Origin of the sequence: Sphingomonas sp. Ag1 (genome assembly GCF_000980895.1) — a bacterium.
GTDB classification, from domain to species: domain Bacteria; phylum Pseudomonadota; class Alphaproteobacteria; order Sphingomonadales; family Sphingomonadaceae; genus Sphingomonas; species Sphingomonas panaciterrae.
The window spans coordinates 140,513-155,260 of record NZ_LAZX01000089.1; the positions used below are offsets into that span (position 1 = coordinate 140,513).

At 60.5% G+C, this 14,748-nt stretch carries 10 protein-coding genes; 1 reads left to right on the forward strand and 9 read right to left on the reverse strand.

The features are described from left to right. Window positions 1-160: 160 nt before the first annotated feature. From XM50_RS08855 to XM50_RS19665, 3 genes are all read right to left on the reverse strand, one after another. Window positions 161-673 (reverse strand): MucR family transcriptional regulator, encoded by a 513-nt coding sequence (locus XM50_RS08855; RefSeq protein WP_197075482.1) that lies wholly within the window; start codon window positions 671-673, stop codon window positions 161-163. Window positions 674-1,288: 615 nt separating this feature from the next. Next, window positions 1,289-1,708 carry a GNAT family N-acetyltransferase gene (locus tag XM50_RS08860; protein ID WP_046408935.1) on the reverse strand — a complete coding sequence of 140 codons (420 nt, stop codon included), beginning with the start codon at window positions 1,706-1,708 and terminating at the stop codon, window positions 1,289-1,291. A 132-nt stretch (window positions 1,709-1,840) separates the two neighbouring features. After that, window positions 1,841-2,383, reverse strand: a complete 543-nt coding sequence (locus XM50_RS19665; RefSeq protein ID WP_082102912.1) for a BLUF domain-containing protein — start codon at window positions 2,381-2,383, stop codon at window positions 1,841-1,843. A gap of 2,362 nt (window positions 2,384-4,745) precedes the next feature. Here XM50_RS19665 and XM50_RS08875 point away from each other — a divergent pair. Next, on the forward strand, window positions 4,746-6,866 hold the full coding sequence (locus tag XM50_RS08875) for a TonB-dependent receptor domain-containing protein (protein ID WP_231621909.1): 2,121 nt from the start codon (window positions 4,746-4,748) through the stop codon (window positions 6,864-6,866). A 451-nt stretch (window positions 6,867-7,317) separates the two neighbouring features. Here XM50_RS08875 and XM50_RS08880 read toward each other — a convergent pair whose 3' ends face one another. The 6 genes from XM50_RS08880 to XM50_RS08905 form a co-directional block, all read right to left on the reverse strand. Further along, window positions 7,318-7,791 carry an ATP-dependent DNA helicase gene (locus tag XM50_RS08880; protein ID WP_156167216.1) on the reverse strand — a complete coding sequence of 158 codons (474 nt, stop codon included), beginning with the start codon at window positions 7,789-7,791 and terminating at the stop codon, window positions 7,318-7,320. Window positions 7,792-7,939: 148 nt separating this feature from the next. After that, complete coding sequence (locus XM50_RS08885; protein ID WP_046408940.1) at window positions 7,940-9,484, reverse strand: ATP-dependent DNA helicase; 1,545 nt, start codon at window positions 9,482-9,484, stop codon at window positions 7,940-7,942. Beyond that, a complete protein-coding gene (locus XM50_RS08890) occupies window positions 9,481-9,933 on the reverse strand; it encodes a hypothetical protein (RefSeq protein WP_046408941.1) in 453 nt (150 codons plus the stop codon). Before XM50_RS08890 ends, XM50_RS08885 begins: the two co-directional genes overlap by 4 nt. Beyond that, window positions 9,926-10,423: a hypothetical protein gene (locus XM50_RS08895; protein WP_046408942.1), complete on the reverse strand. Its 498-nt coding sequence runs from the start codon at window positions 10,421-10,423 to the stop codon at window positions 9,926-9,928. Before XM50_RS08895 ends, XM50_RS08890 begins: the two co-directional genes overlap by 8 nt. Then, entirely contained in the window at window positions 10,410-12,368 is a 1,959-nt protein-coding gene (locus XM50_RS08900; RefSeq protein ID WP_046408943.1) for a hypothetical protein, read from the reverse strand. The genes XM50_RS08895 and XM50_RS08900 overlap by 14 nt, the downstream gene beginning before the upstream one ends. Further along, a complete protein-coding gene (locus tag XM50_RS08905) occupies window positions 12,365-13,870 on the reverse strand; it encodes a hypothetical protein (protein ID WP_156167218.1) in 1,506 nt (501 codons plus the stop codon). The genes XM50_RS08900 and XM50_RS08905 overlap by 4 nt, the downstream gene beginning before the upstream one ends. Between the last annotated feature and the right edge of the window lie 878 nt (window positions 13,871-14,748).

Sequence of the window (14,748 nt, forward strand, 5' to 3'; positions counted from 1 at the left end):
CGGGCGTGGTCGCTGCCGCAGTCGTGCTGCTCTGCAGCCCAGCATTTTCTGCGGCTTTAGGGGGCGCGGACAAGTACCCTCGTTGCGATATAGGTCGGCCCGACTTCGGATCGTATCCCAGCAAGGCGGTCGGGCTGAGAAGGGCCCGACCAATCGAAAATCAAGCGTCGGAAGTGGCCGACTTGCGCTTGGACTTGGACTTGGCTGGGGCGCCGTTCGCACCGCCGGGGCTCCGCGTCATACCTGGCTTGCGGCCTAGGCCGATCTTCTTTGCCATGGCTCGACGCGCTTCCGAGTAGCTTTCAGCAACCATAGGATAGTCTGATTTCTGCCGGTAACGATCGCGATAATCTTGTGGCGTGAGCCCGTGACCGGCAAGATGGCGCCGGAGCGTCTTGTAAGGCTTGCCGTCGATCATCGATATGATGTGGTCCTTGGAAGCGAGAGACTGCCTGACCGAAACCGCTGGCGTGTATTCATTCGCCACGTCTGCTGGCTTCAGGTCTCGCTCAACACCCGAGAGCTGGTCCACAGCTCGGTGCATATCCTTCAGAAAGGCGAGAACGTCGGTCTCAGATGCTCGAGTGTTCGGGTTAGACAGCCAAGCGGGGGTCAGTTGCACCGCAAAATCAATCGTGTCGAAGTTCGGATCGTCTTCGGGAATATTAGCCATTATGTACATACTTTCCTTGGGGAGTGGCTGCGCTGCCATCTAGGCGTCGCCCATTCAAGGTTTAACGGACGTGAAGGCACCCACGACAGCGGAGACTCCTCTCCAACAGTCGGCGAGAAGCACAGGAAAGCTGTACCCCGCGCGTTACCTCTCGTGTTTAGATACCAGCACGATACTCTAAGAATGTCCGACTTTGGGTGGATTGTGTTGAAAAACAAGAAGGCGGGTCGAACCTCGACAACTGAGCGCAATAATGTCTCAATAAAGACCTCAGCGCCAAAGTATAAACTGCATAATACTGGCGTCGCATTGACATGTCGTTTCGTGATGAGGTCTGGCTGTCGGGTGCTCAGGAGTTTTTCGACCCAAACGGGGCGTAAGCCGTCATTTCGTCCAAGCGGCTGGCCACCGGCGGCTTTCCAAGCTCTCGAGCCACAAGCCGCCTTTCCACTACCGGCCCAGTTTCGACCACGGGTTTCAGCAAACCTGCGACCGCTCTCGAAACACTTGTGAGCGAACCCTAATCGACCGGGCGCGCGACGTAATTGAACGTCCGCCTTTACGCAGATCGCAGCGGAGGTACCCTCCGCCGCTGAGACCTGAACGAGATCCGCCCTACAATCGTTTGCTGAGGAAGAACCGCTTTTGGCCCGCAGGATGATCGTCGATCGCGCCGAAAACCTCGTAGCCCAGCTTTTCGTAGAAGCCACGTGCTTGGAACTCGAAGGTATCTAACCAAACCCCGATACAGTCGTTGGCCCGCGCAATGGCCTCGGCTTGCTCCATGAGCGCCGTTCCATGGTTGTGGCCGCGATGCTCCTCGGGAATGGCGATCAGCTCCACAAACAGCCAATTATAGGCGCACTGCCCCCATAGCCCGCCCACGTGGGCTCCGTCTTCGTCCGTCAGCAGGACGGCCACTGGCTTAATGCGCGGATCACCGGCCCGGCTCACATTGTGGGCGTGTAGCAGCGCCAAGACGAGGTCCTGGTGCGATTCGGAGGGTTCGTCAGGAACGGTTACGCGCAGCGGCATGGCTCACCATACCCCGATGGACACTGCGCACAACGAGCCCGTCTTCTGTCCCGCCTGAGCCCCCTCCGGATCGACGTGGAGGTTGCCTCCGCCATGGCGACGGCCTTCTCAAACTGCGTGCTGGTCGAATTGCTAAGCCGAGCCCATCAGCTGTGCAAACGCCTCCCGGACGTTTGCCGGGGCTCCTGCCAGCAGGACCGCCACCCTTTCTTGATGTGCTTCTCCGCGATCTGCCGACAGGTGGGCCATCGACCAATCGCCAAAGGCGCGTTCCTCCACGAGTTGATCAACGATAATTTGAATATTGCGATGGCGCTGGTCCGCGATGATACGCCTCAACGTCGACGCGACGCTATCCGGCGGGCCTTCGAGAAGCTGAGTGAACCGATCACCGTCACTCCACAGTAGGCCAGAAATGCCATCGATCCCGTTGTATCTTCGAGACTTAACTAAGATCGCATCTAGATCGGCGCGAGCTACTCGAGCGCGAGCTTCGCTCTGGTATGTCACTTGCCGAAGATGAGTATCTCCGTCGAGCTCGATCGCGTCGGCGCGACGTTCCAGTTCGTTGGCGAACGAGCGCATACTGCATGCCGACTTGTCACCCGCGAACTCATCGGCGGCGTGACGAGCTTTTTGAGCTTTGGAACGAAGCTGGCGAACATAATTCTTCATTCCTTCTTAACTCAGATCGTCCTGATTGGTGGCACGGCAGGCACGGACCGTTAATTTCTTTCTGGGCCGAGCCAAGCCGTCTGGCTCGGGAGAGTGAGATTGATGGAGGAGTTTGCCTCGGGCACTGCAGCCCTTCAGCGCACGAAACTTTACGGGTGCGGCACTCGCTGTTCCGGTGATTATACCCGTACCGCACCCTCTCGCACCCGCTTGGTAGCAGCATATACCAATGCACGTTTTGCGTAATCGCGAGCAGGGGGCTGTACGATCAAGATTGGGCGGCAAGCGGTCGATCTAAACCGATTACGCTTACCTGCACTTCCCTTCCGCTTTGAGTTTCGCGCGATAGCGACGCCCGTGCTCAGCCCTCCATGCATCGGCGCGCTGCCGGCCGTTCGACCGGAGCAATTTATCATATTGGGCTTCCATTGCTCGACGTTCCGCACCCGGGCCGGAGTCCGCCAGGCATCGACTTGAGACCGAATTGGAGCGCACATTTCTGCTAGCGATGTCGCCGGAAATTTTGTTGGCCATCACGCCTGTCGCGGTTTGCCCCATAGGCGTGGTATCAACGGGAGCATACTGGGCGCTTGCCGGTGCGATATAAAACATCATTGAGCCAGTGATCAGGCGGCCTAGTCCTCGCAACATAACGTTCTCCAACAAGCGCCTCTCAATCTGATCACAAGTGCTGAACGGAACCAGTACAACTCGCCAAGAGGCGACGTAACTGTGTCGAGTTGAGCCGGGCGATTGCTTTCGTGCCACCTTCGGAGCGGGGGCGGGCCCGCAGCAGGCGCGCTGCACATTCTCATACGTCGCTGGTCCGCTTTGTGTCTTAACGGCAAACCGCACGTCAAATCTCAGGCGCGCGGTGGACCGTTAAAGAACAGCGGATTGGCAGGAAACTGATGCTGTTACGTTAGGCCACAATGATTGAAATAGTCGCTCGCAGCAGCTTTTAAATAAGCTTGATAGAGCGGCTCCCTCCATGGTCCTCGTGATGCATTGACGGCAGCCACAGCGTTCTCGAAATTAAGGCGCTTGGTTCTACAAGAAGCACTCTCTGCCGATGCTACACTAGTAATAGAGAATGATGACAGCGCAATTAAACCTAACGAAAGCGGTCTAACAAATTTCATTGTGCCTTCTCCTAAAGAATATCTTTTCTTTCTCATGTTCTAAAAGCTAATTCAAGCACTTCGCAACTCGATCCTGATTGATATCGTCTCCTCCGTCCGGGATCCGGAACGTCTTACCGCAAATGACGGCGGCGGCTTCTTCCACTTTGCGCTGGCTATTGTCCCGCATATGGCGTTGGACTTCAGCGGACCGCTCCGCGTCGTTGGACAGCCCGTGAGATTGTCCAGGCCTCGTTCGGACCGCATTGCGTCCTCAGCCACCTGGATGCCTGCCTCTCATTCGTCTTGGCTCGGGTTGCGTAGGCGCTTTCCAAAGCAGCGCGCTTGGCCTTGCTCAGCGGTTTTCCATTGCAAAGCCCAAAAGGGGCAGAGGAGCGCCGGGTCTTGGAGTTGGCGCGCTTATACCTGTCCGTGTCCAGTTGAAGCGGATTGGCATAGCCGCCTGGAGAAGCGGTTGCGACGGACGGCACCGAGACCTCCTGCGAGTGCCCGGGAACAGCGAATGCTAGAACAATCGGGAAAACCGTTAATCGCATCACAACCCTCCTTTAGCGATCGAACGCTCGAGATGCTTGCAAACGAGCACGTGCATTCCAAGAGCTAATCGATCGACTTGCTACGATGTCGGCACGGCGGAGATTGTCCCCGCCATCATATAGGGAAAGGGGCAGAATAGCTGGGAGCCCGGCACGCTGATGCGGATAGATACCCGCGCGATACCCTCAGCTCGGCCGCTGGCAGGCCGCATGAATGTCGGCGTTGGATGATTACCCGCGGGCCCCTGAATGGCTGAGATTGGGTGGAAAGCGGGATGTCCGCTTACGGGAACGTCGATGCCGATCGCCGACAAAGCGCGGCACCGCCTTTCCCAAAAGCGATCGAGTTACGGGAAAGGCGATCAGCGCGCAGGCGATCGATCGCGACAGCCGGGCGACGCGGGCGAGTCCGAGCCGGCGAACGTACCGTGCCTAAAGACTACTGCCTGCTCTCGGCTCTCCCTATGAACCTTGATTATATGTTATAGCATATCATACGCGAAGCTTTCTGGGGTCAGCTGGGGAAGAATCTTGAGCACGAAGAGGAAACGACGAGCCGCAGCGTTTTTAGCTGCGACCGCTTGGACGTTGGGCGTTCCGCGAATTGCGTGGAGCCAAGAGGTGTCCGAGCATAAAGAGACGGAACGTGACGAGCGCGGAGGTGCCCGTACAAGCGATATCATCGTGACCGGCCGTTCGCTGGACAAGGAAAGCACAGCATTGCCGGTTCAGGTTCTCGCCGGCGAGGACCTTGCGCATCGTCGGCAAGGTGGCCTCGGGGAGACGCTCGCCGGCCTGCCTGGCGTGCATCTCGACAATTTTGGCGGTGGCGCTTCGCGCCCGGTGATCCGTGGACAGACGCTGCCCCGCATCGAGGTGCTGACCGACGGAGCCAATTTGTTCGACGCCTCTTCGATCTCGCCCGATCACGCCATCACTACCGATCCGCTGCTGCTCGACGCGATAGAGATTCAGCGCGGGCCAGCGGCGATCCGCTATGGCGGCAACGCGACCAATGGCGCGATCAACCTGATCGACGGCAAGGTGCCCAAAGCGGTGCCGCTAGGCGGACTGAGCGGCGCGACCGAGGTGCGCTACGGCACCGGCGACGAGGAGAAGACGGTCGTCGGGCGTGTCACCGCCGGCATCGGCCAGTTCGCGGTACATGCCGAGGCTGTGCGCCGCAGCGCCGAGGACTATGACGTGCCGGACGCCTACGGCTCTGACAAGCTGCGCGACTCCTTTGCGGAGAGTACCAGCTACAGCGTCGGTGCGTCGTGGATCACATCGAGGGGCTATCTCGGTGCCGCCTTCACGCGCATGAGCAGTGAATATGGCCTACCCGGCCACAGCCACATCAATGGCGTCTGCCACACCCACGGTCTCGACCTGCATTGCGAAGCGCATGGCGGGTTCGAGGACCCGTTCGGCGGGTCGGACGACCACACTGCCTATATCAAGTTGCGCAGTGATCGCGTCGATGTCCGCGGCGACTATGACGACCTGCTTCCGGGCTTCGCCTACGCGCGGCTGCGTCTTTCCTACACCGACTATGCGCATGACGAGATCGATGGCGAGCTTCTGTTCTCACGCTTCACCAACAAGGTTTACGACGGCCGCTTCGAGCTGACGCACAAGCCGGTTCTCGGCTTCACGGGCACGCTGGGTGTACAATATACAGACGGCAAGTTCGGCGGCATCAATGTGAATGATCTGCACCGGCCATTCCCCGACGGTGCCTATGGCTTTGATGGCAGTCCGGACTACTCCACCGAGAATGTAGGCATCTTCCTGAGCGAGCGCCGCTCGTTCGGCGCGATCGATGTCGAAGCCGCCGTGCGCAAGGACTGGCGGAAGATGGACGTTGGGGTGCCAACCTGGCGGTCCACTGTCGGTCCGGAACTCGCGGCGCTGTTCGTCGAATGGTACGGAGCCGATTGGCAAGCTGTGCTCGAAGGCGAGGACGTCGAGCGCTTCCGCACCAGGAACCCGACGGTCCGGCACGATCCGCTCTCGGCATCGCTCGGTGCTACTTGGAACGTCGGGCAGGGGTATTCGCTGGCCCTTTCTTACGGGCATACCGAACGGGCGCCGAGCGTTCGTGAGCTGTATGCGCGCGGCAACAACCTGGCGACCAACAGCTACGAACTTGGGCTGGTGGCCGAGGTTGAGGGTTTCGAGAACAGGGGCGTGTCGGCAGAGGACATCCTGGAGTCCACCGATGCGATCAACCTGACGTTCCGCAAGACGGATGGCGCGCTAGGGTTCGAGATCGGCATGTTCTACCAGGATGTCAGCGACTACGTCTTTGCGCGGCTGATCGAGACCGAAAACGGGACCGGCGTTCCTCACAATTTCCTGGTCTACACCGCTGCGAACGCGCGCTTCGCTGGCATCGACGGGCAATTGAGCTATCAAGTCACGCCCGCATCGCGCGTGACGGTGTTCGGCGACTATGTCGACGCGAAGCTGAAAAGCGAAAACGACAACCTTCCCCGCATCCCACCGGGGCGCCTTGGCGCACGCTATGAGCATAGCGCCGGTCCGCTGTCGGGAGACGTGGAATATTACCATACCTTTGAGCAGGACAAGGTGGCTTCATATGAGATGCGCACGCCCGGTTACGACATGCTCAATGCCACGGTGAGCTACCGGTTTGACCTTGGACAGGCGAGGGCGGTGGAACTCTACGTACGCGGCACCAACTTGCTCAACGAGTTGGCGTTCGCGCATACTTCGTTCGTCAAGGACCAGTCACCACTGCGGGGCCGCAACTTTGTCATCGGCATGCGCCACGCTTTCTGATGGTCACGGACGCGGTAGGCGAACCTGCCGCGTCCTCCCATAAGCGAACCGATTGTGGGAACGCCGCATGCCGACCCGCTGACAACCGTCGATTGGTTCAGTTTTCCTGGGAGCTGGTCGCGATTGCTCGTTCCTAGAGTTTTCAATCGGTGACCGAGAAACCGGCAATCTCGCGCTGAACGAACGGCCGTCTTCGGCAGCTCATCTTGTTTCCTCGAAAGCTCATCATTGGGGCGGTTGCTGCCTGGCCGCTTCAAACTAGACGGGCGCCATCGTGAACTGCCGAGATTGGGTGGTTAGCGGCCGTTGCCGGCTATCGATCGGCGATGGCCGCTATCGCGTGTCGCTCACCTAAAGGTGCCAGTCGGCAAGCGGCCCAGGAACTGTCGATCTGGTTCCGTCAGAAGTTGCTGGTCTGCATTGCGCCCCACTGGCGGACGTGCGGTTTCGATCAAAACGAGGCCGGGCAGGTTCCCATCTCTTCGTGCAGGTCCGAACGGAAGGACGTTGTTCGCTCCTCACGTCGGGCAACGCCCGCTGAAATTACGGCGCGAGGGCCAACCAGCACCACCTGCTCCACCGCGCGAGTGACGGCCGTGTAGAGCCATTCCCGCGAGATTAGGGTCGCCCCGTCGAGCAGGACCACGACACACTTGGCTTCGCTGCCCTGTGCACGGTGAGCGGTCAGGCACCAACCGCTTGCGAGCTCGAGCCGGGCGGCGGCGCTGATCTCCCGCCCGGCATCGTCTCCGTCGAAACAAACCCGAAGGGGATCGAGCCCCTCGACCCAGCCGAGCTGGCCGTTCATTAGCGCTTCGTCATACCGGTTCACGGTCGCGACCACGGGATCGCCCACCGCTACCCAAGGCATCAGAGGGCCCAGACGGCTGCCAAATTCGCCATCCGACTGCCGTTGCGCCTGCATGGCCTTGGAGACTCTTCCACATGTGTCCCGGCGGGCAGCTAGGATGAGGATGTCTCGGATCGAAGTCGTGCGGGCGAGTTCCCGGTGAACCCTGAGCCCGGTAGCGACGAGTTGGTCGGGTTCGCAGTCGGCATGCTGTAGACCGCGCTCACATCCACCAAACGCGGGCAGGGGGGGGCGCGGAGCCGTCACGAATGTGGCCAGCGGCGCTCACAATCGGGCTGCCGGCGGCCTGTCGCATAACCATAGACAACGTTTCCGTGTCTGCGCCGTCTGCAACCAGATCGTGGAACACCCTCCCCAGGCCGACGGGCGGCAGCTGTGCGACATCGCCCGCCGCCACCACCCGGGCCCCGGAGGGAACGGCTTCCAGGAGTCGACGCCAGGAAACCAGATCCACCATGCTCGCCTCGTCCACCACGAGCAGCGTGTTCATGTCCATGCGCGGCAGCTGCTCGGACGGGATGCCCCCTTCGGCTTCGACGCTGCGGCGCTTCTCCAGGCCCGAAAGGAGCTTGGCCACTGTGAGGGCCAAGCGTCCGGTCGCTCTTGAAAGGCGAAGCGCAGCCTTGCCTGCAATAGCAGTTTGGATGACGGTCCCCCCAGAAGCTACGTGCCAATCGCATAAAGCCCGCATCGCGGTGGTCTTGCCGACACCGGCGCCGCCCTGAAGCACGGTGAACCCGCGTGCGCGAACGCTCGCGATCGCTCTTGATTGTTCGGTGGTCAGCTCCACGTTGCCTGTGGGAGGATGCGCGATCCAGTCCAGGTAAGGGGCGGCACGCCGGAGGCGGACGACGGCGGTCGCAACGGATCTCTCGAGGAATGATGCCCCGGGTGCGCGAAGCTGTCCCACCCTCGACTTGACGGTTCGTTGGCGCGTTAGGCTCGCGTCGACGGCGATGCCGGGTATCCCCCAACGTTTCAGGAGCAGTTCGAGACGGTTACGATCGGCCGCGGTGTGTCCGTCGCGCAGCAGGAGTCGCCAAGCCGCGTCAACCGCACCTACGTATCTCTCTTCGTCCTTCGCGGGCTCGCGCACCCCCCGTGATCTTAGTAGCTTCAGACCCAGCGCATCCGCTTCGCGCCAGGGGATCACGGCCGCAGCTGCGTATGGTCTCTCGAGCAGGCGTGCGTAGGCGGCACGCGAACCAATTAGGCGCCACAAGGCGCGTGCGGCCCGACGATCGGCGATCCCGACCTGCTCCAAGCGACGCAGGAAATGGATCTCGGAAATGCCGATGTCCTCAGCGGCGCTCCGGGCGGCGAACTGAGCGAGGACGTATTCCGCAAGCTTGCGACCGATCGAGGGTCTTGTTGGCGACAGGACGTGCGCAAGCTCCGCAAGGTTGGACGGCTTGCCCAGCAGCTCCACTACGGCATCGCCAAAGTGATCGAACAGCATCTGGGCGCGCGCTCGTCCGATGCCGTTCAAGGTCATGAGCCAAGGCACGATCAAGCGCCCCGAGGTCCGCGTCCGCGACAATGTGGTGGCGTCGATCTGGCGGTGCCGGCCATGCTGGTCGGAGAAGGTCGTCTGGGTGCCCTCGATCTCCACCACGTCGCCGATCGCGATACTGGTCGCCTCCCATGTGCGGATACGAACGATCTGGCCGGAAGGATTCCTTCCCGCGAAGATGGTACCGCCCCAGCTGTCGCTGAGAATGGAGGTGACCGCCAGCCGTTCGATCACAACCAAGGGGGGACGCCGCCGTTCTCGATGATGGCCAGCCTGGCGAGCGCGGCGTCGCGCTCCAATCGAACCTGGGCGAGCTCACGTTGCACCTCGCGGAGACGGGCGAGCAGGTATTCGGACGCGCCCGACTGTTCGGCGGCCGCCCGCGCGTCGGAGCGTGCCTGGCGCTGGACCCTTTCGCTCCGCGCCTCGATAGCGGCCTGTTCCTGGTCGACCGTCCTGTTCCCGATCTTCAGAATCCCCTGCTCCTCGCAGACGGCGTTGACCGCGTCCTTGACGTCATCGTTCTTGTGGAAGTGCTGGGCGTCCGACGATCGGAGGCCGAGCAACCGGCAAAGCCCGGTCACGTTCACCTTGCCGTTCAGCGTCGTGGGCAGCTTCTGCTCGCCCTCGATGAACCTATCGAGGCGGTCGAGGATCTCCGCTGCCGGGTTGCGCTTAGGCATCCACCTCTCCCGTAGAAGGCGCTTCGCCCTTGAGCAACGAGACGACCTTCGCATTCCCCGACGCCTGGGCGAGCGCCAAGGTCAGAGCGTGCAGCCGCTGCACGAGCACCGCCTGTATGCGTTCGTACTTCTTCTGGTCGTCGATACGCGCGCGTTTCTCGGCACGCAGTTCGGCGCGAAGACGTCGCAACTCCTCGTGCGGTCCGACGCTGCCGACGGGTGCCATTCTGGCAAGCGCCTTGAAGTCGGAGAGGACCGCTTCGTACCGGTAGAGCGTGGCGCGGGGGACGCCGGACTCCTTCACCAGGCTGATGGCGGTCCATTCGCCCTCAGTTTCGGTCGTTCGCTTCTCGACGAAACGCTCGATCGCCGTCCGGATCGGAAGTTCGGTCTGGTTCGCCGCGGTCGGCTGCTTCAGTGCCTTCAAGGTGGCGACTATCGACGCGTTCGCCGAAACGAGGCTATCGAAGGTCGGCTCAGGCGTGTCCATTCCCGGTGCCCCCCATGAGAACTCGCTGGTAGCGCTCAGCCTGCTTTCGAAGCGAGACCTTCTGTGGTCCGCTTCTCGCCGTTGCTGCGAGGGCGTTCACATCGTCCAGGAGGCCTTGCCAGCGCGGGATATGACAGCTGCCGATCGTAGAATTTCCACACTTGTCCGGCGAGCACATGTTTATGTTCGGCTGTGCGTCCTTCCTGGCTGCTTCCTCCTCGGTCAGGCAGAGCGCCTTCGCCGTTCCCCAGATGCAGAAGTTGATCGCGCCGACGTGCACGCGCTTGGCCAAGCTCTTCATCGCTGCGCCTAACGCCGCCTCGTTCGGCGACCTGTCGATCATCACGTCGGATGTCGAGGCGAGCAGGGCAGCGTCGTATTCCCGAACGAGCGATGCAGCCCCTGGTCCTAACAGGCACCCGTTGCGGGCGTCTTCGCGCATCTCCTCCAGAAGATCGATGTTGGCGAGCAGCTTCTCGTCCGCGACTTCGAGCCGGAAACCATCGTCCTCGCTCCCGGCGTAACCCTCGAATATTGCAGTTTCGACGTGATGGTACTGCAGCTTGCCGGCGAGGATCCCGAACGGTTGTCGCGCGATGTGTCGCGCCAACGTCCGGCGGAACTGCGCGGGCGCGATGCCGGACTTGATCTCGAACCCGTATCGGTCACGACAAGCCTGGAGAAGCGCCTTGAGGCGATTGCCCAAGGACCGCTCATCCATTCCGGCCTTGGCCCCAGGCCTGGTGGTGGTCTCCCGCTGGAATGCGTCGAAGTTAAGCACGAGCAGATCCGTACCCAACCGTTCCCGGAAGGGGGCCAGCACCTCTTCCAGCATCTGGATCGCCCTTGCAACAGGCTCCGGTACGACCCATTCGACGGGCTCCGTCCTGTTCTTCTTCTTCTTCTTTTTCGCGGGCAAGCCGCGGACGCGCCATCTGACGACCTTGCCCGTAAGCGGATCAAGCACCTTGCGCAGGCAACCGACCCGCAGCCCGCACCATTCCCGAGGTCGCATGCCGGACAGGTAGAGGGCGATGGTGGAGCAGGCTGCTATGAAGTGGCCCATCTCATCCCGAAATTCGTGATTTGGATGACGGCCTGCCGAGCCCAACGGTTCGCGCCAGGGGCGGGCGGTGTCGGGGCAGTCGCTGATCCTCGCTGTCCAGCCGTCGAACTTGGACCACCCATCGCTATGGTATCTGGCCCAGATCTGTAGGCGATCCTCCGTCATCGCCTTGACGTCGCGCCAGTAGTGATCGACGTATCGAAGGCCGACGGTGATCAGCGGATGGAGGACGTCGTCGCTGATGACAGGCGTCTTGTTGTTGCCCTTCTTAGTATCGACTCCGACGAACTTCGCCGTCAGCTGCCCACCATAGGGCGAGAAGTTCAGTGGCTCGGTCAGGAACTCGCGATAGAGGTCCATCGACTTGATGGGTGACAAATACGCCCAAACCGTCTCGACGCTTGCCTTCACGCCGGATCGCCGATTCCCACCTCCCAGGGTCTCAATGGCCTGATCGGCGTCGTGCTTCTCGAGCCACTTGCGGTAGGCGTGGACGATTGTCTGCGTCAGTCCCGCGGGCGACGTCATGTCAGGATAGTGGCGATCGAGCCAACGGATGAAGCGCTTCAGCCGGGTCTGTTCCCGGGCGCAGGTGTATGGCTGGATCTTGTCGACCGTCGAGGAGAGCTTCGTGTTGAGGCGATAGAAGGCGAGTTCCTTCGCGGCGAGCTTCCACGCTGGCTTGTTGTGGCTGATGAAGGTGAAGTCGATCGTCAGTTGATTTGCCGATCGCGAGCCAAGTTCAGTCGCTGCCAGGTCCCATACATCGTCCGCGAACACCGAGGTGACGCCCGCGTGGGCGGGAAATACCGACCGGTCGTGCGGAACCGTCGCACTCAGTGCCTCGGCCGGTGTCAGCTTCAGGATCTCGTCGATCACGTCAGCAGTTCCGGCGGGATGTGGATGGCGCCGTCGGTCCCCTGCGCCACGATCCGGGCTTCGGCGACGATCGCGGGAGGGAATCTCGGCAGGATCTCAGTCAGGATCGATGCGTGGGTCTTCGAGAATTTCAGCCGCCAGTCGAGCTCCGACATCTCGGCGCGCTTCTCCTCGATGTGGCCCAGAAAGCGTATGACACGTGGAAGATTTCGCCGGGTGACCAGCGCGTTGCCACAGCCGAGGCATTTGAAGAACGCCTTGCTGCACGGCCGTCCCGGCGCATCGAACGGACTGTTGTAGAAGTCTCGACAGGAGGAGAGCCAGACGTCGGTTTCGCCCGTAAGCGCGGCTTTGATCTGCTCGACTGGAATATCGAGTTCGTCTGACGTGGCTGAAACGGCCTCGTCGTCGGCGTTGCTCGGCAGATCGACGATCTTCGGCCCCTGCTGCGCGTAGGCGAGTGCTTCGAGAGCGGCGTCCTCGATCGCCTGCTCGTACAGCGGCTTCATGCGCTCGCTGCCATCGTAGTGACGGGCGCGCACGGCCGGCGTGTTGTCGTCCGCGACGAGCGGCAGCATTCCTCTGCTCTTGACGTTCTTCGCGGTCTTGTAGGTGACGCGGAACTTCGTCCGGTCGATCTTCAGTTCGCGGCCGTAATCGCACCGAAGACCGCGACCAGCGAGGATGCCCGTGTACCAAGCAAAGTCTTTGGCATCGATCCGCCGGCTCCACAGCCTGTCTCCAAGCAACTTGCCGCGCAACTGTGCACGACGAAGCATGAGCGCAAGCAGACCGCCGGCCGTGCCGAAGCTGCCGATCTGTTCCGCCAGCTTCTCCCCCGCCGGCGGTGGGTCGATCGGATCGGTAGTGCGTGAGCGGCCCTGCCGCTTTCGTACCCGACGCCTCCTGTATGTGACGTGCATTACTGTGCCGTCTTCCGACGGCTTTACTTCGCCGACCTTGAGCGTATCGAGGCACTCGCTCTCGATGCCAAGTCGAAGCGACAAACAGGTATAGGACGCGACGTTGACAAGGAGGTTCGTTGGGTCTTCGGCTCGTCCGTCGGCAGCGGCCTCAGCTAGAAGTTTGGTCGAAAGATCTAGGATCCTTCGCGCCTCGGCTGCTGAATAAGGCTCCCGCTGCTTCGTATCATCCTCAAAGTCCTCCCTCATGAACAAGCGCCAGTGCCATCCAGGACCAAGAGCAGTAGGATCTGCATTCCAGATAGTTCGAAGAATGCGCCCCATCGCACCCTTGTACTGATAGGCGGTTTTGCTTTGAATATTATTTGCAGCGACTTGAGCGTCGAGGCTCCGTTTGTATGCCAGCCATAGTTCTGGCGAAAATATCGTCGTATCTATACCTGTATCCGTGCCTTTATCTTTCTGATAAGCTTTCAACCATCGGAAGAATGGTGCCGAATAGGCGGGGTAAGATTGTGCAGTGGATCCGCTCTCTATAACGTTGCCGACCCCCGACATCGAATATACCGTCTTGAGCACCAGGCGCCCGAACGATGGGGCACATTTCATGAATGACCAGTCAATAGGCTGTTCCCGCTCATGATGGTGATGCTGCCATCTGCTCAGCCCCCGCGCCATTAGCGCGTCAAAGGCGGCGACGGAGGGCGCAACGCTGAGGCTCTTTGGCTTTCGGCCGCGTCTTGCCAGCACCTATCGACCTCCTACTCCTAAAAACCAAGTGATGCACTTAGAGAAACATTGTTAGAGAAAGAAAAATATGTGGATAGCGGATGGAGAGTCAATAGACCATTCAAACGAGTCGCTGTGCCATATATTCTGAGATTGATAAAAAAAATGACGTCTTTGGGACGTTATTATCATTAAATGGGACGTTACCGGACATGAAGAGTAGTTATATTTGGAAGTCGTGATTTAGTTGGTGATAACGTCCGTTTGTCACGGAGATAAATCTAGGGCGTCCCTTTTTTAACCTCAAGATTCGCGAACAACGTCCGTCTGTTCAGGTCATCCTGAGGCCGGCATCGTGAATCTCAGCGCTTCCTCAGAAAGGCGGCGGTCAAGCGCTGCCTCGATAAATAACGGCTGATTAGAATCGCCTGCGTCTAAGGTCCGAGTCGTGTCTGCCCCCGCAAGGACGGAGCTCTGAGCGGCTTTCCGCTTTGTTGAGCATCAAGGAGGTGGGCGCTGACGTGTGCCAGTGGGCAGCCTGGCCCCGAGTTGAAGTGCCGTGTGGCACATCGCGGCGAAGGATCGGGCCGGGAGCGTCGCCCATTGGGGTCGCCGGCGGGCATGTCAGTTGGTACGTGCCGATCCCTAGGGAAGTCTTTCATCAACTGCCGGGAGCGACTGCATCGCACTCAAATCCGTTGCCAGGGTGAACCGCCCCGGGTTTGTCG